Source organism: Xylanibacter rodentium (genome assembly GCF_013166575.1).
Taxonomy (GTDB): domain Bacteria; phylum Bacteroidota; class Bacteroidia; order Bacteroidales; family Bacteroidaceae; genus Prevotella; species Prevotella rodentium.
The window spans coordinates 21,066-43,093 of the sequence record NZ_JABKKE010000005.1; the positions used below are offsets into that span (position 1 = coordinate 21,066).

General features: G+C 48.9%; 21 protein-coding genes. 12 read left to right on the plus strand and 9 right to left on the minus strand.

What is annotated here, in order from left to right:
* Positions 1 to 66 precede the first annotated feature (66 nt).
* From HPS55_RS04105 to HPS55_RS04115, 3 genes are all read left to right on the plus strand, one after another.
* Complete coding sequence (locus HPS55_RS04105) at positions 67 to 1,062, plus strand: NAD(P)H-dependent glycerol-3-phosphate dehydrogenase (protein ID WP_172176052.1); 996 nt, start codon at positions 67 to 69, stop codon at positions 1,060 to 1,062.
* A 278-nt stretch (positions 1,063 to 1,340) separates the two neighbouring features.
* Positions 1,341 to 2,699, plus strand: coding sequence for a glucose-6-phosphate isomerase (locus tag HPS55_RS04110; protein ID WP_172176054.1), 1,359 nt, complete (start codon positions 1,341 to 1,343; stop codon positions 2,697 to 2,699).
* A 106-nt stretch (positions 2,700 to 2,805) separates the two neighbouring features.
* Positions 2,806 to 3,537, plus strand: coding sequence for an HAD family hydrolase (locus HPS55_RS04115; protein ID WP_172176056.1), 732 nt, complete (start codon positions 2,806 to 2,808; stop codon positions 3,535 to 3,537).
* A gap of 30 nt (positions 3,538 to 3,567) precedes the next feature.
* Here HPS55_RS04115 and HPS55_RS04120 read toward each other — a convergent pair whose 3' ends face one another.
* Both HPS55_RS04120 and HPS55_RS04125 read right to left on the minus strand, forming a co-directional pair.
* Positions 3,568 to 4,143, minus strand: a complete 576-nt coding sequence (locus tag HPS55_RS04120; protein ID WP_172176058.1) for a DUF4738 domain-containing protein — start codon at positions 4,141 to 4,143, stop codon at positions 3,568 to 3,570.
* A 758-nt stretch (positions 4,144 to 4,901) separates the two neighbouring features.
* Positions 4,902 to 5,417, minus strand: a complete 516-nt coding sequence (locus HPS55_RS04125; protein ID WP_172176060.1) for a DUF4890 domain-containing protein — start codon at positions 5,415 to 5,417, stop codon at positions 4,902 to 4,904.
* Positions 5,418 to 5,589: 172 nt separating this feature from the next.
* Between HPS55_RS04125 and HPS55_RS04130 the strand changes: the two genes are divergently transcribed.
* Positions 5,590 to 6,294, plus strand: coding sequence for a DUF4230 domain-containing protein (locus HPS55_RS04130; RefSeq protein WP_172176062.1), 705 nt, complete (start codon positions 5,590 to 5,592; stop codon positions 6,292 to 6,294).
* Complete coding sequence (locus HPS55_RS04135; RefSeq protein WP_172176064.1) at positions 6,291 to 6,935, plus strand: DUF4230 domain-containing protein; 645 nt, start codon at positions 6,291 to 6,293, stop codon at positions 6,933 to 6,935. The genes HPS55_RS04130 and HPS55_RS04135 overlap by 4 nt, the downstream gene beginning before the upstream one ends.
* On the opposite strand, the gene tsaA is transcribed toward HPS55_RS04135, so the two are convergent.
* Positions 6,877 to 7,563, minus strand: coding sequence for a tRNA (N6-threonylcarbamoyladenosine(37)-N6)-methyltransferase TrmO (gene tsaA / locus HPS55_RS04140; protein ID WP_172176066.1), 687 nt, complete (start codon positions 7,561 to 7,563; stop codon positions 6,877 to 6,879). The two genes, HPS55_RS04135 and tsaA, sit on opposite strands and share 59 nt — an antisense overlap.
* Before the next feature lie 1,207 nt (positions 7,564 to 8,770).
* Between tsaA and HPS55_RS04145 the strand changes: the two genes are divergently transcribed.
* The 6 genes from HPS55_RS04145 (at position 8,771) to HPS55_RS04170 (ending at position 16,354) form a co-directional block, all read left to right on the plus strand.
* Complete coding sequence (locus HPS55_RS04145; protein ID WP_172176068.1) at positions 8,771 to 10,342, plus strand: hypothetical protein; 1,572 nt, start codon at positions 8,771 to 8,773, stop codon at positions 10,340 to 10,342.
* Positions 10,343 to 10,453: 111 nt separating this feature from the next.
* Positions 10,454 to 11,179 carry a sugar phosphate nucleotidyltransferase gene (locus HPS55_RS04150; protein ID WP_172176070.1) on the plus strand — a complete coding sequence of 242 codons (726 nt, stop codon included), beginning with the start codon at positions 10,454 to 10,456 and terminating at the stop codon, positions 11,177 to 11,179.
* Positions 11,180 to 11,183: 4 nt separating this feature from the next.
* Positions 11,184 to 12,125: a CDP-alcohol phosphatidyltransferase family protein gene (locus HPS55_RS04155; protein ID WP_172176072.1), complete on the plus strand. Its 942-nt coding sequence runs from the start codon at positions 11,184 to 11,186 to the stop codon at positions 12,123 to 12,125.
* Positions 12,122 to 14,482, plus strand: coding sequence for a DUF5686 family protein (locus HPS55_RS04160; RefSeq protein WP_172176074.1), 2,361 nt, complete (start codon positions 12,122 to 12,124; stop codon positions 14,480 to 14,482). The genes HPS55_RS04155 and HPS55_RS04160 overlap by 4 nt, the downstream gene beginning before the upstream one ends.
* An 82-nt stretch (positions 14,483 to 14,564) precedes the next feature.
* Positions 14,565 to 15,050, plus strand: a complete 486-nt coding sequence (locus HPS55_RS04165; RefSeq protein WP_172176076.1) for a PaaI family thioesterase — start codon at positions 14,565 to 14,567, stop codon at positions 15,048 to 15,050.
* Between the two features lie 278 nt (positions 15,051 to 15,328).
* Complete coding sequence (locus tag HPS55_RS04170) at positions 15,329 to 16,354, plus strand: LacI family DNA-binding transcriptional regulator (RefSeq protein WP_172176078.1); 1,026 nt, start codon at positions 15,329 to 15,331, stop codon at positions 16,352 to 16,354.
* A 93-nt stretch (positions 16,355 to 16,447) separates the two neighbouring features.
* On the opposite strand, the gene HPS55_RS04175 is transcribed toward HPS55_RS04170, so the two are convergent.
* The 6 genes from HPS55_RS04175 to HPS55_RS04200 are packed head-to-tail and all read right to left on the minus strand — an operon-like array spanning position 16,448 to position 20,799.
* The gene (locus HPS55_RS04175; RefSeq protein ID WP_172176080.1) at positions 16,448 to 17,470 is read right to left on the minus strand and encodes a calcium/sodium antiporter; all 1,023 of its coding nucleotides are present in this window, start codon (positions 17,468 to 17,470) and stop codon (positions 16,448 to 16,450) included.
* Positions 17,460 to 18,035 (minus strand): phosphoribosylglycinamide formyltransferase, encoded by a 576-nt coding sequence (gene purN, locus HPS55_RS04180; RefSeq protein WP_172176082.1) that lies wholly within the window; start codon positions 18,033 to 18,035, stop codon positions 17,460 to 17,462. The genes HPS55_RS04175 and purN overlap by 11 nt, the downstream gene beginning before the upstream one ends.
* A gap of 35 nt (positions 18,036 to 18,070) precedes the next feature.
* Positions 18,071 to 19,165 (minus strand): hypothetical protein, encoded by a 1,095-nt coding sequence (locus HPS55_RS04185; protein WP_172176084.1) that lies wholly within the window; start codon positions 19,163 to 19,165, stop codon positions 18,071 to 18,073.
* 38 nt (positions 19,166 to 19,203) lie between these two features.
* Positions 19,204 to 19,623 (minus strand): RNA-binding S4 domain-containing protein, encoded by a 420-nt coding sequence (locus HPS55_RS04190; protein ID WP_172176086.1) that lies wholly within the window; start codon positions 19,621 to 19,623, stop codon positions 19,204 to 19,206.
* A gap of 1 nt (position 19,624) precedes the next feature.
* Positions 19,625 to 20,194: an aminoacyl-tRNA hydrolase gene (gene pth, locus HPS55_RS04195; protein ID WP_172176088.1), complete on the minus strand. Its 570-nt coding sequence runs from the start codon at positions 20,192 to 20,194 to the stop codon at positions 19,625 to 19,627.
* Positions 20,194 to 20,799, minus strand: coding sequence for a 50S ribosomal protein L25/general stress protein Ctc (locus tag HPS55_RS04200; protein WP_172176090.1), 606 nt, complete (start codon positions 20,797 to 20,799; stop codon positions 20,194 to 20,196). The genes pth and HPS55_RS04200 overlap by 1 nt, the downstream gene beginning before the upstream one ends.
* A gap of 265 nt (positions 20,800 to 21,064) precedes the next feature.
* Here HPS55_RS04200 and nusB point away from each other — a divergent pair, with 265 nt between their 5' ends.
* Entirely contained in the window at positions 21,065 to 22,012 is a 948-nt protein-coding gene (gene nusB, locus HPS55_RS04205; RefSeq protein WP_172176092.1) for a transcription antitermination factor NusB, read from the plus strand.
* Positions 22,013 to 22,028 lie beyond the last annotated feature (16 nt).

Genomic DNA, 22,028 nt, shown 5'->3' on the forward strand with positions numbered 1-22,028 from the left:
GGGAATCACACACATAAGACAAGGTCTGACACGTAATCCGCAGTTCAAGACTCGTAACGAATATTTATGTTCAACTGCGGAAAAATAGCGATAATCGGAGGCGGAAGCTGGGCTACAGCCATTGCAAAGATTGTGGTGGGAGACACGCGCCACATCGGATGGTACATGCGTCGGGATGACCGTATCGAGGATTTCCGCCGGCTGGGGCACAATCCGGCATACTTGCAAAGCGTGCGGTTCAATATCGACGAAATATTCTTCTCGAGCGACATCAACAAGATTGTGCAGAACTATGATACACTGGTGTTCGTGACTCCGTCGCCATATGTAAAGAATCACCTGAAAAAACTGAAATGCAGACTTAGGGACAAGTTTGTGGTGACAGCAATCAAGGGTATCGTTCCTGATGAGAATCTGGTCGTTTCGGAATATTTTCATCAGGTATACGATGTGCCTTACGATAATCTCGCTTGTCTCGGCGGACCGTCACACGCGGAAGAGGTGGCACTCGAACGATTGTCATATCTCACCGTAGGATGCGGCGACAGGGAGAAAGCGCAGGCTTTTGCCGACATTCTCACAAGTAACTTCATCAAGACCAAGACGAGCAGTGACGTGATAGGAATAGAATATTCGTCGGTGCTGAAAAACGTATATGCCATCGCTGCCGGAATATGCAGCGGCCTTAAGTTCGGCGACAACTTCCAGGCCGTGCTAATGTCAAACGCCGTACAGGAGATGTCGCGGTTCCTACAGGCCGTATATCCGATAGAACGCAATGTGTACGACTCGGTTTATCTCGGTGATCTGCTCGTGACGGGCTACAGCAACTTCTCGCGCAACCGCACTTTCGGAACCATGATTGGCAAGGGATATAGTGTGAAAAGCGCGCAGATAGAAATGGAAATGATTGCCGAGGGATACTTCGGCACCAAGTGCATGAAAGAAATCAACCGGCACATGCATGTCAACATGCCCATTCTCGATGCCGTATACAACATATTATATGAACGGATAAGCCCGCAAATTGAAATCAAACTGTTGACCGACAGCTTCAGATGACTACCTCTATGCCGTGTAAAGATAGAAAATGGTCTGCTGATAAACTTCGACAGTAACAAAATAGAAATAAAAAGAAAATGCAGAATGTATAACAAGACATTTTAGCCATACCCGAAATAAAAACAGCAACTCTTTATACAACAAGACACTTATCACTTATGTCTTTATGTCGAAAAGAAAAAGGAATATGTTATTTATGTCTGAAGAAATGAGGAATATGTCTGAATAAAGAATCCGTCTTTATTTACAATGGCTTTATGTCAAAAAATCAAATCAATATGAAAAATATCAGCTTAGACATTACCAAAGCCGCCCAGTTCCTTACGGAAGGCGCAGTGAAAGCGTATGAACCCAAAGTAAAGGCCGCTCAGGAAGCCCTCGAGAACGGGACCTGTCCGGGCAACGACTTCCTCGGATGGTTGCATCTGCCGTCGTCAATAACACCGGAGTTCATCAAGGAAATACAGGATTGCGCTGACGTACTGCGCGCAAACTGCGAAGTAATAGTAGTAGCCGGCATCGGCGGCAGTTACCTCGGAGCACGCGCCGTAATCGAAGCATTGGGCAATTCGTTCGCATGGCTTGTAGGCGACAGCAATAATCCGACTATACTCTTTGCCGGCAACAACATCGGCGAAGACTATCTTGCAGAACTGACAGACTATCTGAAAGGCAAGAGATTCGGTGTAATAAACATCTCGAAGTCAGGTACCACGACAGAGACAGCACTTACATTCCGCCTGCTCAAGAAGCAGTGCGAGGAGCAACGCGGCAAGGAAGAGGCCAAGAAAGTAATCGTGGCCGTGACCGACGCCCGAAAAGGTGCAGCCCGTACATGCGCCGACAAGGAAGGCTACACCTCGTTCATCATCCCCGACAATGTCGGCGGACGCTTCTCCGTGCTCACCCCCGTAGGTCTGCTACCCATTGCCTGCGCAGGCTTCGACATCGCAAAACTCGTGGCCGGAGCCACCGACATGGAGAAGGCTTGCGGCAAGGACGTGCCTTTCGAAGAGAATCCCGCCGCCATATATGCCGCTGTACGCAACGGACTGTATGATGAAGCCGGCAAGAAGATTGAGATAATGGTAAACTACCAGCCCAAACTCCACTTCATCAGCGAATGGTGGAAGCAGCTCTTCGGAGAGAGCGAAGGCAAGGACGGCAAGGGCATATTCCCCGCTTCGTGCGACTTCACCACCGACCTGCACTCAATGGGCCAGTGGATCCAGGAGGGAGAGCGTACCATATACGAGACAGTCATCAGCGTTGAACAACCCAACCGGAACCTGCTTTTCCCCAACGACGATGAAAATCTGGACGGTCTGAACTTCCTCGCCGGCAAGCGAGTAGACGAGGTCAACAAGATGGCAGAACTCGGAACACGTCTGGCACACGTTGACGGTGGAGTGCCCAACATCCGCATCAGCGTGCCCGAACTGAACGAATACTACATCGGCCAGCTCATCTATTTCTTCGAGATAGCCTGCGGAATAAGCGGCAACCTACTCGGAGTGAATCCGTTCAACCAGCCTGGCGTTGAGGCTTACAAGAAGAACATGTTCGCACTGCTCGACAAACCGGGATACGAGGCCGACAGCAAAGCCATCAAGGAAAGACTGGCAAAAGAGGCATAAACATATCGGGAATCCGCTTGATTCGGCTATTTGATTCGGCAAACAAACCTGAAAAGATCCAAAAACCAAGCAAATCCGATTATTCCAATCAACCGACAGGAATATAATGTACGAAAAAGAAATCAACAAATACTTGGAAAGACACGGCTTTAGGACATTCAGTCCTAAAGCCGTTCTTTTTGATATGGACGGCGTCCTTTACGACTCCATGCCCAATCATGCATACAGCTGGCACACATCGATGAAAACCCTCGGGCTCGATATGCCTCCTGAAGACGCTTATAAATATGAGGGAATGAGAGGCGTGGAGACCATCAAACTGATAGCACGCGAACAATGGCACCGCGAACTCAACGACGATGAAGCCAAACGCATGTACGAGGAGAAAGCCCGTGTGTTTTCCTTGTGTCCGGCAGCCGGAATAATGGAAGGAGTCCGCGACTTGCAACACAAGATAAAAGCCGACGATATGAAAATAGTTGTGGTGACAGGAAGCGGCCAACGCTCGCTGCTCGACCGGCTCGTCATGGAATTTGACGGTCTCGTCACACCCGAACTGATCGTGTCGAGTTTCGACGTCACACACGGCAAACCAAATCCCGAACCTTATCTGAAAGGCCTTCAGAAAGCGGGCGTCGAGCCATGGGAAGCCATTGTGGTTGAAAATGCTCCGCTCGGAGTGCGGGCCGGAGTGTCCGCAAGGGTTTTCACTGTAGCGGTGAACACCGGGCCCCTGCCCGACCGCATGCTCACCGAGGAGGGGGCAAACGTAGTTTTCGGCAGTATGCCGGAATTCCGGGACAGTTGGGAAACATTAAAGGCGGACTTCCATAAATAAAAGTCCGCCTTTAATGTTTCCCGACTTATATCATACGCCATCCTCATCCGAATCCACATTGCCCTCGTCCTGAGCGCTGATATCCATCTGCGTGTCACGCGCTATGCTGATATTGCCCGTCCGCGACACACGCACCAACAACGGAATATACTCATCTGTCTGAGGATGACTGACACTCGCTGCAAAAACAAGCGACTGTCCGTCGACCTTGTCAAACACCAGCCCTTCAAGAATACCCGTAGTACGATAGTCATCATCGAGGCAAGCGTCAAAGTCCTTCTTGACGAATGATTTTTTGAAAAACACACTTCCGTCGGCACGCAGTATTTCCAAGGAAATCCTGTTGTCCACAAATCTCTGCCCGGTCTCGTCCTTCACCATTGCCAGACTGTCGTCAGCCGTGCGCACTATCTCACACCTATAAGATGTCCCAAGCCACTTCACATCGCCCTTGGACTGTATATAATCCTGCATCCTTATCGGTCCTAACGGTGCCTTTGCCACAACTTTCCGAGCTATTATATGGTCAGTATTCTTCTTTTCACCGCATCCGGTCACTGACCCGACAACAATTCCTGCTATCAGGAACATCAATATTCTTCTCATATCATTATCTTCTATCCAAGGTACAAATGTACAATAAAATAGTGAGATTATACACCGACTGGATAAAGAAAATGATTTTATTTAGAGGAAAGACAAGGAAAAAATTGAGAATTAAGAGAATTGAGAGTTGAGAGTTGAGAGTTGAGAATGGATAATTATGATTACCTTATTTGGTGGATACATAAGTCAGTCAACAAAATTAAACTACATTATCGTATGTACAGAACGCGCCCCAACGGGGCAACAAGCACACAGCCCGGGGCAGAGCGCAGCGGCACCCCGGGAATCAAACATCGACACTCCGCGCCCTGCAAGGGCAAAAGCATAAAAAAACATACAATACATAAACTGTAAATATTTGATAATTAATGCTTTTGCCCTTTCAGGGCAAGTGCGTACAATCGTGTTGTTCCCGAGGTGCCGCTGCGCTCTGCCCCGGGCTGTGTGCTTGTTGCCCCGACGGGGCGCATCCATCCAAAGCGCATTCATCCTATATCCGGACGATAATGTAGTTTAATTTTGTTGACTAACTTACTGTAAATATATCAAATCATAATTCTCCATTCTCAACTCTCAATTTTCAATTCTCTTAATATTCTATTCCTAATCTACCAATTACAGGAAGAGGTGAAGAGCATACGCTCCCCACCTCTTTGTTACCCTTAAATCTTTTACATCAAAAGAAATGCTTTTACCAATTAAAACCCAAAGGCTCGCCTGCCTTACATAATCTATGTTAACCTAAATCACTATGATGTTCATTGTCTCATACCGTTACGCGGACGTGCCTGACGCTGCATGCGCTTGTTCATGTCCTCGGTATATTTCTGATACTGTTCGGACGTCATGATGCCTTTCAGCTTCTCGTCATAACGCTTCATCGCGCCTGCCCTCTCCATACGTCGTGCAGCATCAATCTTTCGCGGTTGTCCGGCCGGCATACGCCTGATTGCCACCGAGTCTTTTACGCCGCCCTGATGTCCGCCTATATGGCGTCTTCCATCATTTGTCTTCATACGGTCGCCGGCCGGCATCCTGCGTCCGCCCTGAACTCTCATTCCCACTCTAATGCTGTCAGCATATCTTGTGTTCAATTCGAGAAGTTTCGCTTTCTGCTCCTCGTTGAGTCCATATCTCGCAGCCACAGCTTCGGTACGTTTCCTGACCATTTCAGTTTTGTCCGCCGGCTTCTTCTCTCCGTTGCCGCCGGTCTGTGCCATTGCTGCACAACTCATCACCAGTGCCGCTGTCAGAGTCATTATCATTCTTTTCATATCACCTTGTTCTTTAAAAGTTATCGTTTCTATTGTCAGTTCACTATTCAAGTTGCAACTATCAATATGACGATGAAAAGATTGAAAAGTTTAAAGATTCAATAAAATAAATCTGTTTTTTCTGCAGAACACCTTTTTTTTCGTACTTTTGCATACATATTAATATAACGACATGAAACAATATTTATTGCATATCACAATAGTTTTTATTGCCATAGTATCATTTTCGTGCAGCAATAATACCGGATCCGAAGCTCCGTCAAAGAGTATCGACACCATACCTGCGCTCATCATGCAGGTGAAACAGACATCCCGCCTGTATACGGCCGAGTACAACATCCGGAAGATAGTGACCCACGACGATGTGATAAGACTGAAAGGCACACTGTTCAACAAAGACTTCGACATGCCGGTACCCATCGGCGACCGGAAGATAGCGATACCGATGAACGCCAAACTCAAAGCATACATCGACTTCAGCGAGTTCTCGGAAAAGAACATCGAGCGCAACGGCAACAAAATCACCATCATACTGCCCGACCCGAGAGTGACGCTCACCGGCAGTAAAATCGACCAGAAGAACATCAAGGAGTTTGTCTCGCTGACACGTTCCTACTTCAGCGATGCCGAGATGTCCGACTACGAACGTCAGGGACGCGCGTCCATAATAGCCAGCATACCGCAGCTGGGCATCATCGAAACCGCCCGCGAGAATGCAGCCCGCGTGCTGATACCGATGGTAGAGCAGATGGGATTCGGCGAAAAGGACATCACCGTAACCTATCGCAAACAATTCGGCAACGGCGACATCAACACTCTGATAGACAAGCAAAACATTGAAACCAATACGTCAACCGCAACAAGCATAAAGAAATGAAAAAGACACTCATAACACTCAACAGACTACGAACCACGGCCATTGCCGTGGCCATAATAGTAGTGGCTGTCATGATATTCTGGTTGGTCCGGGTGTCGAAGAACAACGAGATTACGATTACCGCCGACAACCGGATAGACATCACTCCGGAACAGATACAGTCGATAAAGGCCATCGGCGAATGGGAATTCCTGTCCATTACCGACGAGGAAATGGTGGACACCACACGCAGCCGTCTCTTCGGCAACGACCGTCTGGTACGAATATACTACGGCACCATGCGGCTCGGAATAAACATGCACCATACCAAACCCGGATGGATAAAACCATCGGGCGACAGCGTCAGCGTGACATTGCCGCCGGTAGAACTGCTCGACCACGACTTTATCGACGAAGCCCGCACCCGCTCTTTCCACGAGAGCGGACGATGGACAGCCGAGGACCGCGAGGCCATGTACCGCCGTGCCCACAGAATGATGAAAGCCCGCGGACTGACACCGGCCAACATCAACACCGCCCGCAACAATGCCGACGCCCAGATGCGCAGCATGCTGCGTGCCATCGGTTTCAGGCATATCACCATCAGGTTTGAGAACCGGGCACCACTTCTACCACCGTCAGCACAGCACCGTCTACCCTGAAACGTATGTCGCTGCCGCCAAAGGACATGCCATAGACACGCGACGGGTCGTCATGAAAATGAGGCCTCGGGTCGAGTTCGAGCACACCGGCAAGCGTACGCCACTGCTCCGGTGGCAACACACGCCGGACATCATCCGGTATGTCCACCCTCAGCGTATGCCACTCTTCACTGTCGGCAAATCCGCATCTCACTCCCTCATGGCAATCGGCCTGCGCCACATAAGGCTTGATGTCGTATATCGGCGTGCCGTCCATCAGATCGGCTCCCGACACATGTACCACCGGGCCGGATGCTTCCGTATGCTCTATACTTTCTATCCTCACCGACGACAGCCCCAGATTGTTGGGACGGAACGGCGAGCGCGTGGCAAACACCCCCATCCTGACATTGCCGCCCAGACGAGGCGGACGCACCGTGGCCGCCTTACGCGCCCCGATGTTGGCCGAAAATCCCCATATCATCCATAAATAATCGAATCCCTCAAGTCCGCGCAACGCGTCGGCACTGCGGTATTCCGGCTCGAAGACTATGCGTCCGCGCAGTCCTTCCACCAGCCCGCTCTGCCTCGGTATGCCGAATTTTGTGGTAAACGGCGAATGAAAATGCGCTACAGGTATTATTTCCATGCATCTTTATTTTTAAAAAGTGGATATATACAATCGGCTCTCTGTATTTTCCTTTGCGCCAACTCCTAATAAGACTGAGAAGACGCCCGGCACGACAAGCCATATGCAAATGTACGTATAAATCGCGACATTTCCACAACGGCAGGATAAAGTAATTGGCCCATCAGGAACATTCGCCTTTTGACAAGCCGGCGCAATGTACGGATTATTCTGAAAAAAACGCATTTTATTTTTAGCAAACCAGAAAGGCCGTAAGGCCTTCTCTGCTATTCCAACACATGGTTTTAGTGCCTTCAACTTGCAATAAGGGCCTCCCTGCATTCCCGTAACGGCCGTTTCGCAGTGCAAGGAGGGCCTTTTCGCAATGCAACGGCGGCCTTATTGCAAGGCGAAAAGGCCCTCTCTGCTTTCTTGACAAAGCCATATTTTCGTAACACACTGATAATCAGTGCTTCCCTTTTGACGCAAAAATCACGATTTTCGGGCCGTCGGCCGGAAATTGAACATACGATGCCGCTTAACATACGTTAAAGTAAAGAAATTTACGAGTTGCGTAATCGAATGGCATTATCTTTCACTGCCGTCCCTAAAGAGTTCAAACCTATACCGTCATAAAGGATTCCCATACCTTCGGAACATTAACTACCAACATGAAACAAGCCACGTTTTTGTTCTCTCCCGCACGGCATCCGTATTACGAACCCCGATAAAACACTTTTTCTGGAATCCGAATATACCCGAATAACGACGTTTAAACCGTTTTTCTCACCATGTGTAATAATATGTAATAGTTTGCTTGCCGTAAATCGCTTTTTTTAATACATTTGCATCGCTTTGCTGTCACGGCCATACCATCCGGCCAGACAGCACATACACATTCATGGCAAAAATACATTATATAAACAAGTGAAATGAAATCAAACATCAGACAAATGAAAATCAAAACCATGATTATGATGATGGCCGTGGTGTTCATTATGGCAAACCCGCCAACGTCTGTTTCACGCTTCCTGTGACTTTCAAGCTGAAATGACAATGCGGCAAGTCATGACAACAGACATCAAGGCAACACCAACAAAAGACAACCACCATAAAACCAAAGCATACACATAGATCAAAAATCAGAAGATACAGTATATTTGGATTATTATTAGTTGTATCTCTGGTAATTGCGGGCTGCTCAAAAGGGCAGTCACGCAATTCGTTGTTGAAACGCGCCGAAGAGGCATCGCGCTTCTCTCCATACAATGCCGTCAACATGCTGAAACACTACACGGCCGACAGTTTCCGTGTGGAAAGAGACCGCAATCTCTACACCCTACTGATAAGCGAAAACATACACCGCATGGGAATAACCGAAGCCGACGACAGCGCCATCGCGGAATGCAGGCTATACTATGGAAAGCACCACGACAAGAGATACTACGGACGGGCCTTGCTGCACAACGGCATAACCCTCTACAGCAACGGCATGCGCTACAGAGCCATAGAAATGATAAAACAAGCCGAACATGAAGCATCGGGCAGCGACAACCACAACTTCGTCTACGACCTCAACGATATCCTCGGAATGATAAACAACCAATCGGGCAACAACAAGCTCGCCACAAAATACTACCGAAAAGCCCTGGCGGCAGCCAAGTCTGCCTCGAACCCTACACTGACCGTAAAAGCCCTGAACAGACTCGCAGACACCTTCGATGCGGCCGGAATGCCGGACAGCATGTACAAATATATAGAGGAATGCAGGAAAATACATATCGAAGACAATGAGCAATATGCCGCCATGCTTACCAACGACGCCGCCTACCGCCTGTACATCAGAGACACGGTGCGGGCCGAAAAGCTGCTGAGAAAGGCACAGGCCGTGTTTACGCTTTACAAGACACAGAAACTCACGGGCGACATCTATGCCGGACAGGGCCACATGGAGCAGGCGTGCTCGCTATGGTACGAAGCCATATTCTCACCGCAGCCCGACATAGGGATTGCGGCCTGCCACAATCTGACAGACCATTTCAACAAGAGCGGACAGTACAAACGTGCCGCCTATATCAGCCAGAAGCTGAACACGATATACGAAAATACATATCTGAACAACAACACTCTGGAAATCGCCTACGTACAGACACGATACGACAACATGGCAACCGAGCGGCAAGCCAGACGCATACAGACCGTCAACCTGTCTGCCATGGCGCTGCTGGCAATATTGATACTCACATTCATCGTCTACCACCACAGGCGGATAAAATCAATCAACAACCGCTACTCCTCTGAACTGCTGCTCTACAACATGACATGCGCCGAACTGGAGAAACTGCAACACCTGAAAGAGAAGGACAATGTACTGATTGCAGACAAGATGAAAGAAATAGACCGCCTTCAGCAACGGCTGGCCGAATACCACGACGACCGATGCCGCCCCGACAACTGGAACATGAAGGAACAAATCCTGCAAGCCCCCGAAGTGATGAGGCTGCACTCCATGGCGGCACGCAACAAGAAGGCCTCAGACGAAGACTGGGCCGGACTGTACCGCCTGGCAACGACATGGCTTCCCGAACTGATGTCACGCCTCAACAACACCGACAGCCTCAACATCAAGGAAACCAACGTATGCCTGCTCATCCGCCTGCGCTTCATCCCGTCGGAGATAGCCATACTCACGGACATGTCGCCACAACTCATCACCAACATGCGCGTGCGCATGCTGTTCAAGATATTCGGAGAGCGCGGGGGAGCACGTGATTTTGACAGCCGCATAAGGAACATATAGACACATAAACCCGGAAATAAGAGGACGCAGGCCGTTGAAAAAGAGTAAATTCGTTTCCTGTTCTCATTATTAATTCGTAATTTTGCCGTCCGTTAGACATACAGAAAGAAAATGAAATATGCAATAATCGCCGCCGGAGAAGGCAGCAGGCTGGCCGCCGAGGGCGTGGAATCGCCCAAACCGCTGGTCAAGATAAGACACGAACGGCTGATAGACCGCCTGATAAGGGTGTTCATGGACAACGACGCGGAAGAGATAGTCGTAATCTGCAACGACATAACGACAGAGGTAAGTTTTCATCTTGTCAAGTTACAGCAAGACGGACTGGAGGGGCGCCCGTTGCCGTTGCGCTTCATCGTGAAAAGCACACCAAGCTCCATGCACAGTTTCTTTGAAATCAGCCGCATGCTCGGCGACGGACCGTTCTGCCTCACCACCGTAGACACTATATTCCGCGAAGAGGAGTTCGCACGTTATATCGCGGCTTTCAGCGAGGCTGTTACATCGGGCAAGTGTGACGGAATGATGGGAGTGACCGACTATATCGACGACGAGAAGCCGCTGTATGTCGACACAGACGACAGCCTCGGCATCACCGGGTTTCTCGACCGTTCGGACACATGCCGATATATTTCAGGAGGCATCTACGGCCTCACATCAACGGCAATAGAGACATTGTGCGGCTGCATGGAACGCGGCGAGAGCCGTATGCGCAACTTCCAGAGAGCGCTGATAGCCGACGGACGGAGACTAAAGGCATGGCCATTCTCCAAAGTTCTCGACATCGACCATGCCACGGACATAAAGAAAGCAGAAGATTTCATATTGGAAGAATAAAGTTATGGAAAAGAGTTTCAGCGAATTGCTTCGCGCTTCGTTCAAGTCGGCCGACACCGAGGAGTGGCTCGACATATACTTCACACGCCCCATCGGCCTTGCCTTCGCGCTGCTTTGGGCACGTCTCGGGGTGCATCCCAACACTATCACCATCCTCTCTATGTTTCTCGGAATAGGAGCAGGATGGATGTTCAGCCACACAGACCTGTGGCACAATATCGCAGGAATAGTGCTTATGATGTTCGCCAACTTCTGCGACTCCACCGACGGACAGCTTGCCCGACTTACAGGCCGGAAGACTCTCATCGGTCGGATGCTCGACGGAGTGGCCAGCGACGTATGGTTCACTGCGGTATATCTGGGCATCGTATTCCGTCTTTGGAACGACAACATGCCTTTCATCGATGTGAAATGGGGAGCATGGGCATTGCTGCTCTGTGCCGTCGCCGGATTCGTGTGCCACACCATGCAGTGCCGGCTGGCCGACTACTACCGCCAGATTCATCTTTATTTCCTGCTCGGCAAGAGCGGCAGCGAACTCGACGACTACGAGTCGCAGCAGGCCATCGTGGACGGTCTGCCCAAGAAAGGCGCTTTCTGGGAGCGGGCTTTCTATACCAACTATGCCAAATACTGTCGCGCACAGGAAAAGAGCACACCTGAGTTTCAGGCTTTCTATCGCAACATACGAGCCAGATATCCCGACGTCAGCGATATGCCGCAGCAGTTGCGCGACGACTTCCGTGCCGGTTCGCTTCCGCTGATGAAGTACACCAACCTGCTCACCCACAACTCACGCGCCATAACGCTATTCATAGGTTGTCTGCTCGACATACCTTATATATATCCGCTCTTCGAGATTATCGTATTGTCAACTATATATTGGCACATGCACAGAAGTCACGAAGCTCTGTGCCGGCGCCTCAACACCACGTACGGCCTATGACAAGGCGGCTGTTGTTGTTACTGGTAATGGTGGCATGTACCCTGACTGTAAACAGGGCACACGCCACCATTGCCGGTTATAACGGCCGGACGTACGGTGACAGCGTGAGATGGTACGAAAGGGTACAGCGTCTTGACGAAGTGACAGTGACCACACGACGCAAACATTACAGCCGTAAAAACAACCCCGCGGTAGAGCTGATGAAGAAAGTGATAGCCGCCAAGCGCCGCAGCGAACTCTCGCGCCACGACTATTACAGCTACGAAAAATATCAGAAACTGACGCTTGCCACCAACGACATACATCCCGAAGACCTTACAAAGGGGATGCTGGCAAAGATTCCCGATGTATTCCGCCAAGTGGAATTATGCCCTTACAACAACAAGCTGATACTGCCCGTGATGAAGACCGAGACCCTTACACAAAAGGTATATCGCAGGCAGCCGCACAGCGAACGGGAAATAGTAAAGGGCGACAGGGCCGACGGCGTGAACAATGCCTTCCAGTCGGGCGACCTTCTTGTTGCCGCACTGAAAGATTTCTTTACCGACGTCGATATATATGACGAGCAGATCGCCCTGCTCCAACAGCGGTTCACATCTCCCATAAGCCGCGATGCCATCGGATTCTACCGTTTCTACATCATCGACACTCTCAGCATAGACGGCTACAGATGTATCCGTCTGAGCTTTGTACCCAACAACCCGCAAGACTTCGGTTTCAGCGGAGACATCTGTATACTCGACGACTCGTCGTATCAGGTGAAACGTTGCGACCTTACCATCCCCAAGCGCAGTGACGTGAACTTCGTGGACGATATCAGAATAGTACAGGAGTTCACAAAACTGGAAAACGGCGAATGGGTGCTCACTACCGACGACATGATTGTAGAGATAAGGCTGTTCGACTTTCTGCAGAAAGGTGTAGTGATACGCAATACACGAATGGGCGGCCATTCTTTCTCGCCACTGTCCGATAGCATGCTGAAAGACGAAACACATACGGAAACAGCGCACAAGGCCCAAAACCGCAGCGAAGCATTTTGGGAAGCCCACCGCCCGCTCGGCCTCACCACAAGCGAGCGAAGGATGGACGAGTTTGAAGAAAACTTCAAGAACATGGGAGGGTCTAAGATTCTGACGTTCATAGTACGCGCGTTGGTGGAAAACTATATCGAGACCGACAGACGGAAGGAATACAACAAACTGGACATCGGTCCGGTTCTAAGCACAGCATCGGTCAATTCCATAGACGGACTGCGCACACGCATAGGAGGACAGACCACCGCACATCTGCATCCCCACCTGTTTTTCAACGGCTACTACGCCCACGGCTGGAAAAGCAGGCAAAACTACTACAAAACGGAACTTACCTACTCGTTCAACCGCAAGGACTATCTGCCACATGAGTTTCCGATGCGCTCCATCACATTTGCGTCGGCATACGACATATGCACACCTACGGACAAGTTCCTATCTACGGACAAGGACAACATGTTCTCGTCGATAAAATGGGACCGCACGGACAGACTCGTATTATACAACCGTCAACAGCTGACGATAATCCGGGAAGAAGAATGCGGGCTGCGCTCCACCATCTCGCTGAAGACGGAGAAGAACAAGGCCGCGGCCGGACTCGGCCTTACACCCTACTCTTTGCGTACTACCGAACTGCGTGCCGAACTGCGCTACGCCCCAGGCGAAAATTTTGTGAGCACCAAGCAACACCGACGCATGATAAACCTCGACGCCCCCGTCTTCACTCTGAGCCACGCCACAGGCATCGACGGATTTCTGGGCGGACAATACCGATACAACCTTACCGAGATGTCGTTCTTCAAACGCTTCCGGGCAAAGAGTTGGGGCAAGGTGGACGTAAGCCTGAAAGCCGGCGCACAATGGAACCGTGTGCCTTTCCCGCTGCTCATCATGCCCGCATCGAATGTTTCGTACATTGTACAGCGCGACATGTTCGGGCTGATGAGCAACATGGAATTTCTCACCGACAGATATGCCTCAGCCCATTTGTCGTGGGACCTCAACGGCAAGATATTCAACCGTATTCCGCTGCTTCGCAACCTTAAATGGCGCGAATGTCTTGGCATAAGGACTATGTGGGGAACACTCACAGACAAGAACAACCCGGAATCGGCCTCCAACACCGGAGGAAACATACTGATGCCTTTCCCAGAAGGGGCGCATGCCATGAATCCCGACAAGCCATACGTTGAAATCATCGCCGGCGTGCACAACATTTTCAGATGCCTGCATGTAGAGTATGTGCGCCGACTCACATATCTTGACTTGCCCACTGCAAGCCGCCACGGCGTAAGATTCAAACTGAGTGTGAAGTTCTGATTACACGGAAAAGACATAATCTGACACTGATATAACAATAAGGACTACAGAATAAAAACATCATATTATATAATTATTGCCTATGAAAAAGATAAAGAACCCATGGCTCTCGAAGCCAGGTTACGACTGTTTCGGATGCTGCCCCGAAAACCCACAGGGAGTGGCAATGGAGTTTTTTGAGGATGGGGACGAGATTATATGCTTCTGGAAACCGCAGAGCCACTACCAGGGATGGATAAACACACTGCACGGTGGCATACAGGCCACACTGATAGACGAATGCGCCTCGTGGGTGGTTTTCCGAAAACTACAGACAACCGGTGTCACAAGCAAACTTGAAGTGAAATACCGCAAGCCGGTGATGACTACCGAACCGCAAATCACAGTGCGTGCCCGTCTGAACGAAATGCGCCGAAACGTGGCCTACATCAACGTATGTATAGAAAATTCTCACGGCGAACTGTGTGCCGAAGGCGAAGCCGTGTATTTCACATTCCCTGCCGGCAAGGCCCGCGAAATGGGATTCACCGAATGTACAACCGAAGGGGAAGAGATGCTCAGTTTCTGATCGGTAATTGTTCTCAGATTCTGATTATACCGGGAAATATCAACGCATGAAAAAGGGTTAAAAGTGTCTCCCGACAGTTTTAACCCCCTGTTTTCTAACTAACTTATTATCAACTATTCATTACTCATTCTGAATTCGTAGTGCAAAGATAAGCACTTTTTAAGAACTTTGTATCACTTTTCACTAAAAATATAACGTAAACGTTTGCGCTTTTCCACCATTTTAAGTAACTTTGCATTATACTGAAACTCATACTATTAGTCAACTGATACAAATCAATGGCCGTAAACAAGCATCGAACATCACTTAAAGACCTTGCCCGCGAACTGGGCGTAAGCATAGCAACCGTGAGCCGGGCACTGCGCAACAGCCCGGAAATAGGCAAAGACATGCAACAGAAAGTCAAGGAACTGGCCAAGCAACTCAACTACCGCCCTAACCCATTTGCACAGAGTCTGCGCCGTGAGGCACCCAAAATTATCGGTGTGGTTGTGCCCAACCTCGTAACCCACTACTACGCAGCTGTGCTCGACGGTATAGAGAACGAGGCCGCACGAGCCGGATATTCCGTGATCAGCGCCAACAGTCACGAAGACTTTGATACCGAAGCCCGCGTGATAGACAATTTCATAGGACTACACGTCGAAGGCATAATAGCATGCCTGGCACAAAACACTACCGACTACTCACACTTTGAGGAGATAGCCCGCATGGGCATACCGTTGGTTTTTTTCGGACGCACCTGCCTGCCAGACCTGTTCTCCTCCGTCACAGCCAACGGTGACGAAGCGGCACAAATGGCCACACAGCATCTTATAGATACCGGCAGCCGGCGCATAGCTTTCATAGGCGGACCTAACCATATCGATATGGTGCGCCGACGCAAGCACGGCTATCTGGAAGCGCTGCGCGAAAACAGTCTGCCCATAGACCGAGACATGGTAATATGCGACAGAATAGACTATGATGTGGCGTTGCGCTCCACGATAGAATTGCTGAGCCGCCCCAATCGTCCCGATGCCATATTGGCCTTTAACGACATCATCACTTTCGCTGCTTTCACCGCCATAAAGCAGATGGGATTGACCATCCCTGATGACGTGGCACTCATAGGCTTCACCGATGATGCCCACGCGGCATATGTCACACCACGCATGTCGGCCATCGAAGACCAGTCGCACGAGATGGGCGCCACGGCCTGCCAACTGCTGCTGAAGAGTATCGGCGGCGACAAGACCATATACCGTGAACGTGTGCCGCAGCAACTCGTCATACGCGAGACATCGGCAAAAATACGTCTGTAATCACAATACCAACTTGTTACACAGGCCGCTTGACTATATTAAATAACCCGTATAACGGTACCTTAAAAGGTTAAAGATTAATTGTAACCAAAATTAAAGCAGCCACCACATATATCCGGCATAACCGCATACGAGAACGGCGCCCTCCCAACGCTCCACGGTGTAGCGGGTGAATGAGAACATCCACACAACGGCAATGCTCATAATCATCACCAAAAGGTCTGTAATGGTGATGCCGCTGATCTGCATGGGACACACTACTGCCGTAACACCGAGGATGGCAAGGATATTGAAGACATTGCTGCCAAGAACATTGCCAATAGCCAAAGCCGATTGACCCTTGCGTGCTGCTACGACACTTGTGGCCAGTTCGGGCAACGACGTTCCTCCGGCAACAATGGTCAGACCGACAACGCTTTCACTAACCCCAAGCGTGGCGGCAACAGCAGATGCGGCATCGACAAAAAGATTGCTGCCGAATATAAGACAAGCCAGGCCGACAATGACAAGCAGAATACATTTCCATAAACTGACAGGCGTTTCCGTAGAGACGGTATCTGCCACGACATTACCGGTGACCGGAGTGGCAGATACATCACCCGCAGCATCACAGGATGTGACGTGTGAAGCCACAGGAGCTTCCTTTCGCGCCAACCTGATGGTATAACCCATGAAAGCCGCAAATCCTGCAAGCAGGACCAAACCGTCTGTGCGGCTTATCATGTTGCCTTTCAAAGACAAGGTGCCGAAACCATCCATGCACAACACGAACAGAAGCAGCGAAGCTGCCACGGCAAAGGGAATGTCCTTACGCACGGTGGAGCGCGATATGACCATCGGGGCTACCATGGCAGTACATCCCACGATGAGCATTGTATTGAGGATATTGCTGCCAACGACATTGCCTACTGCAAGGTCGGGAGTGCCTTTCAGTGCCGAAACAAGACTTACAAAAAGTTCCGGAGCCGATGTTCCGGCGGCCACGATTGTAAGTCCGATAAGAATCTCCGGAACATTCATACGGCGGGCAAGCGACGATGCCCCGTCCGTCATTCGGTCGGCTCCCCACAAAACGAGAACCACACCTGCTATTATATATATAATATTAAGAAACATTCTTCTTTATCGTTTCTTCTATGACTTTCGGGAAATACTGTTGTTCAAGAATACGGACTGAATCCGCGATATCATCTGGCGTATCATCTGGCGATACAGAGGTGACGGCCTGAAATATTATCTCGCCGCCATCACACACTTTATCGACATAATGGATGGTAATGCCCGTCTCAGTCTCGTTGTTTGCCTTCACCGCCTCATGAATATAGTGTCCATACATCCCCTTTCCTCCATATTTGGGTAAAAGGGCAGGATGGATATTGACAATACGATGCGGATACAGCTCTATAAGAAACGGCGGCACCATAAGCAAGAAACCTGCCAACACAATGAAGTCGATGCCATATCGCTTCATCATGTCCGGCAGGTTTGTGCCATCGTTAAATTCCGTTTTAGCCATCACCTCCGTCGGTATACCAAGCATACGGGCACGTTCAACAGCATACGCACCGGCTCTGTTGCTGAGAACCAAAGATATCTTTATCTCACTGTTTCCACTAAAATGGCGTATGATGTTCTCGCAATTGCTACCTGTACCGGAAACGAAAACGGCTACATTAGTCATATATAAATATATGGGAAGGAACTACTTCTGATTTCTTAATAGCTGAACGTATATGTGGTCTTGTTGCCGGCTTTGTCCGTAACGACCATCGTTTTCACACTGTTATCCTGATTGTGGGTTGTCTCGACGATGAAACTGCCGTTGTCGGTCGCAGCCTTTGATATCATCTTGCTGCTACGCGCATACCGGTAGAGAGAAAGAAGCATGTAAGGATTGCACTCCTTGACGCCAAGCAGAAGCTGGTTGGCATCGACAGACTGGCTTCGGTTGCTCTTGTCGCTGTAGCTCATCTTCATCTTCTCCACATATCGCGTGCCGTCGGTATATATGTGAAGATATTTCACACTGTCAGCCGTATGCTCACTGTCTGGACTGAGATTCTGACTTACCAACAAAATAGCCTGAGCCGTCGTTTCTCCACCGCTTTTGTGGTGTTCGACATTGAAAGCATATTGAGACGACCCGATGTTCAGTTGTTCGTAATATCCCACGGTATCGGTCTCAGAGACAAGTCTGCCCGGCTGATAACCTGTACCGAACTTGGAAGACAATGTGCTTGAACCGGTATTAACATACATAATGCTGTCACCATAGGTGAACTTCATATTGTGAAGAGTGGCCTCACCGTCTTTTATCACAAGAGACAGCGGACGACAGACCCTGTCATATGTTATGTCTATGCTGCTGTTTCCAATGATCCTGCCGCCGGCATCCTTTGTTTCACCGACGATGGAACTGACAAGCGAAGCGTTACCCAACGAGCCGTCACCACGTGTGGCATACTGATAGAGACTGAAGTTGATATAAGCATCGTCCGTCCGTGTATCGTTAATCTTAAAAGCAGCCGAACGTTCGGCTCCCGTCCTGTTCTGCTCAAAATGAACGGGGATATAATATATGGCATTGCCCGTTCCCGACATTGTGTGCATCTTGCACCAACCGGCTCCGGAATTCTGTGTCATCGCCCACGGCCCATAGCTGGCAAACGATATGCCACCCAAGGTGTCATTGGCGTATTGCATCGTTACAGACACTTGTGAAAAACCGGCATTGCTGACGTCATCATTTAAACATGCCGAAAACATCGGAGCCACGGCCATACCTATCAATAATGTTTTTAATGTCTTCATATAAATATTCTGTTTTGATAGTTAATGAATAAACCAAATTAATCTTCCTCGTCATCATCCCAGTCACCAAAGCCTTCAAACGAAGGTCCGATAAACGCATCGAGCGAACGGCGCTCTTTTTTTGTAGGACGTCCCGTACCACGGGCGCGGTCCACAAATCCGCCGATACGGTTCATCTCCAACAATTCATACTGATCAGGTGATGTGACATTTTCATAAACCTGTGGTATCAACTTGGCCCCCACCCTGTTCTCAATGGCCTGAAGAATCTTGAACGAATAGGTTACAGGCGACTTGCGTACGCTCACAGTATCACCCACCTTGACCATGTGAGCAGGTTTAACGTTGATGCCGTTTTTTGTCACACGACCATTCTTACAAGCATCGGCAGCAATAGAGCGTGTCTTGTATATACGTGCTGCCCACAGCCACTTGTCGACTCTTGCCTCGTCTGCCATCTTATTTCTTCTTGTTGAATGCATTCATCGTAAAATCCACACCGGCAAGCACGAAACTCTTTATTATCTCACATGCCGTTTCCAGTTTGGGCTCAAGAACTTTCATGTCGTCCTCACCGTAACGTCCGAGCACCCACTCCACCTGCATTCCCCGAGGATAATCATTGCCTATGCCGACGCGCAGACGGCAATACTTATCAGTGCCTATGACAGACTGGATGTTTCCGAGCCCGTTGTGGCCGCCGTTACTGCCAGATGGTTTCAGTCTCAAAGTGCCAAGTGGCAACGAAAGGTCGTCGACGATGACCAAAAGATGCTCTATGCCGATGTTCTCCTTATTCATCCAATAGCGCACCGCGTTTCCACTGAGATTCATGAACGTGGTTGGTTTGAGCAGAATCAGTTTGCGCCCTTTCACACTTGTCTCTGAAACAAATCCGTAACGACGGTCGTCAAAAACAATATTGGACGCCTTAGCGAAGGCGTCCAATACCATAAATCCTGTGTTATGGCGGGTCATGTCATATTCCGAACCGACATTCCCGAGGCCAACAATCAAGTATTTCTCCATTATTTCTTACCTGCTGCCTCCGCTGCGGCTGCCGAACGAGATGCACGTGTAGCCTTAACCGAGCATACGATAACTTCGGGAGATGTGGCTATCTTGAGACCCTCAAAACTCAGCGAACCTACCTTGATGCTCTTTCCAAGACCAAGGTTTGTAACGTCAATGTCGAGCTGCTCGGGAATGGCCTGATAAGGAGCCGTCACATTAATCTTACGGATAGAGAGGCTGATGCGACCACCATCGCGAACACCCTGTGCCAAACCGTTCAACTTAACGGGAATACCGATTGTGATAGGCTTCGTCTCGTTGATCTCGTAAAAGTCAACATGCAGCAAAGCATCTGTGACTGGGTGGAACTGAAGCTCCTTGAGCACAGCCTTATGCTCTTCACCGTCGATATTGAGATTTACAACATAGATATGCGGTGTGTAAACCACCTTGCGGAGTTCTGCCATAGGAGCTACGAACGACATGGCTACAGGCAGACCGTTCTCACCTTTTGCCTCACCATAAATGTTACAAGGAATAAGTCCCTCTTTACGAATAAGCTTTGAAGCCTTCTTGCCAAGGTCGTTACGTTTCTGACCCGATACGCTGATTTCTTTCATACTTTGTGTTACTCTAAATTAAGTTTTTAATAAAAAAATGCCTAATTCACCATCACACGAACATAAATATAATATTCTGTCAATGTGCTTGAAAAAGCGGTGCAAAGTTACTCTTTTAAATCCAATTATGCAAATATTCTAAAAAAAAAGCACAATATTTCATTCCGTTTCTTGCATTGTATAAGATTTTTGTCTAAATTTGCAGTCAAAAGTTTATAATTGCAATTAAAGATTAGAGAATCGACAAACGAATAAACGAGCATTTATGATAAACCGAGAAATTATAAGGATAAAGATTGTCCAGTTAACCTATGCCTACTATCAAAACGGCAACAAGAACATAGACTCTGCTGAAAAAGAATTGTTTTTCAGTCTTTCCAAAGCCTATGACTTATACAACTACCTTTTATCGCTGATTGTCGAACTGACACATGAGTCGCGACGGCATCTTGAAGTAGCACAAGCCAAAGCCAAACGCGAAGGCACAGAAGCACCTTCACAGAAATTTGCATACAATAAGTTTGCCATGCAACTTGAAGAGAACAAAATGCTCAACGAGTTTATGGAGACTCAGAAAAAGTCATGGAACTCCGAACCGGAATTCATCAAAAAACTGTTTGTACAGATAACGGAAAGTCAGATTTATCAGGAATATCTGACAAGCGAAGACGATTCATATGATGCCGACCGCGAATTGTGGCGCAAGATTTACCGCACACTCATTCAGAACAACGAAACTCTCGATTCCATATTGGAAGAGCAAAGCCTGTATTGGAACGACGATAAGGAAATCGTTGACACATTTGTAATCAAGACCATAAAGCGGTTTGAAGAAAAGAACAAATCCAAACAGGAACTTCTGCCGGAATACGATAGCGAAGAAGACAGAGACTATGCACGCAAACTGTTCCGTGCAACCATCATGAACGCCGATGAGTATCAACGCTTCATGGGTGAAGCCTCACGCAACTGGGACTTCAACCGTCTCGCATACATGGATGTCGTAATTATGCAGATAGCCATTGCCGAGATAATGACTTTCCCGAGCATTCCAATCAGCGTGACAATCAATGAATTTGTAGAAATAGCAAAACTGTACAGCACTCCGCGCAGTAGCGGATATATCAACGGTATGCTCGACGCCATCGCACGCCATCTCATTCAGACAGGCCGCCTGATGAAAAGCATTGACGAACCGAAAAAGAAGTATTGACATTTTAACAACTAAA

What these genes read in the sequence shown, in the direction of transcription:
- HPS55_RS04120 (WP_172176058.1), bottom strand. Translation starts at nt 4,143, where the DNA reads ATGAGAAGAATATTGATGTTCCTGATAGCAGGAATTGTTGTCGGGTCA.
- purN (WP_172176082.1), bottom strand. Translation starts at nt 18,035, where the DNA reads ATGACTAATGTAGCCGTTTTCGTTTCCGGTACAGGTAGCAATTGCGAG.
- HPS55_RS04155 (WP_172176072.1), top strand. Translation starts at nt 11,184, where the DNA reads ATGGAAAAGAGTTTCAGCGAATTGCTTCGCGCTTCGTTCAAGTCGGCC.
- HPS55_RS04125 (WP_172176060.1), bottom strand. Translation starts at nt 5,417, where the DNA reads ATGAAAAGAATGATAATGACTCTGACAGCGGCACTGGTGATGAGTTGT.
- HPS55_RS04130 (WP_172176062.1), top strand. Translation starts at nt 5,590, where the DNA reads ATGAAACAATATTTATTGCATATCACAATAGTTTTTATTGCCATAGTA.
- HPS55_RS04110 (WP_172176054.1), top strand. Translation starts at nt 1,341, where the DNA reads ATGAAAAATATCAGCTTAGACATTACCAAAGCCGCCCAGTTCCTTACG.
- HPS55_RS04200 (WP_172176090.1), bottom strand. Translation starts at nt 20,799, where the DNA reads ATGAAAGAAATCAGCGTATCGGGTCAGAAACGTAACGACCTTGGCAAG.
- HPS55_RS04150 (WP_172176070.1), top strand. Translation starts at nt 10,454, where the DNA reads ATGAAATATGCAATAATCGCCGCCGGAGAAGGCAGCAGGCTGGCCGCC.
- HPS55_RS04160 (WP_172176074.1), top strand. Translation starts at nt 12,122, where the DNA reads ATGACAAGGCGGCTGTTGTTGTTACTGGTAATGGTGGCATGTACCCTG.
- HPS55_RS04115 (WP_172176056.1), top strand. Translation starts at nt 2,806, where the DNA reads ATGTACGAAAAAGAAATCAACAAATACTTGGAAAGACACGGCTTTAGG.
- HPS55_RS04185 (WP_172176084.1), bottom strand. Translation starts at nt 19,165, where the DNA reads ATGAAGACATTAAAAACATTATTGATAGGTATGGCCGTGGCTCCGATG.
- HPS55_RS04190 (WP_172176086.1), bottom strand. Translation starts at nt 19,623, where the DNA reads ATGGCAGACGAGGCAAGAGTCGACAAGTGGCTGTGGGCAGCACGTATA.
- HPS55_RS04105 (WP_172176052.1), top strand. Translation starts at nt 67, where the DNA reads ATGTTCAACTGCGGAAAAATAGCGATAATCGGAGGCGGAAGCTGGGCT.
- nusB (WP_172176092.1), top strand. Translation starts at nt 21,065, where the DNA reads ATGATAAACCGAGAAATTATAAGGATAAAGATTGTCCAGTTAACCTAT.
- HPS55_RS04135 (WP_172176064.1), top strand. Translation starts at nt 6,291, where the DNA reads ATGAAAAAGACACTCATAACACTCAACAGACTACGAACCACGGCCATT.
- tsaA (WP_172176066.1), bottom strand. Translation starts at nt 7,563, where the DNA reads ATGGAAATAATACCTGTAGCGCATTTTCATTCGCCGTTTACCACAAAA.
- HPS55_RS04165 (WP_172176076.1), top strand. Translation starts at nt 14,565, where the DNA reads ATGAAAAAGATAAAGAACCCATGGCTCTCGAAGCCAGGTTACGACTGT.
- HPS55_RS04170 (WP_172176078.1), top strand. Translation starts at nt 15,329, where the DNA reads ATGGCCGTAAACAAGCATCGAACATCACTTAAAGACCTTGCCCGCGAA.
- pth (WP_172176088.1), bottom strand. Translation starts at nt 20,194, where the DNA reads ATGGAGAAATACTTGATTGTTGGCCTCGGGAATGTCGGTTCGGAATAT.
- HPS55_RS04175 (WP_172176080.1), bottom strand. Translation starts at nt 17,470, where the DNA reads ATGTTTCTTAATATTATATATATAATAGCAGGTGTGGTTCTCGTTTTG.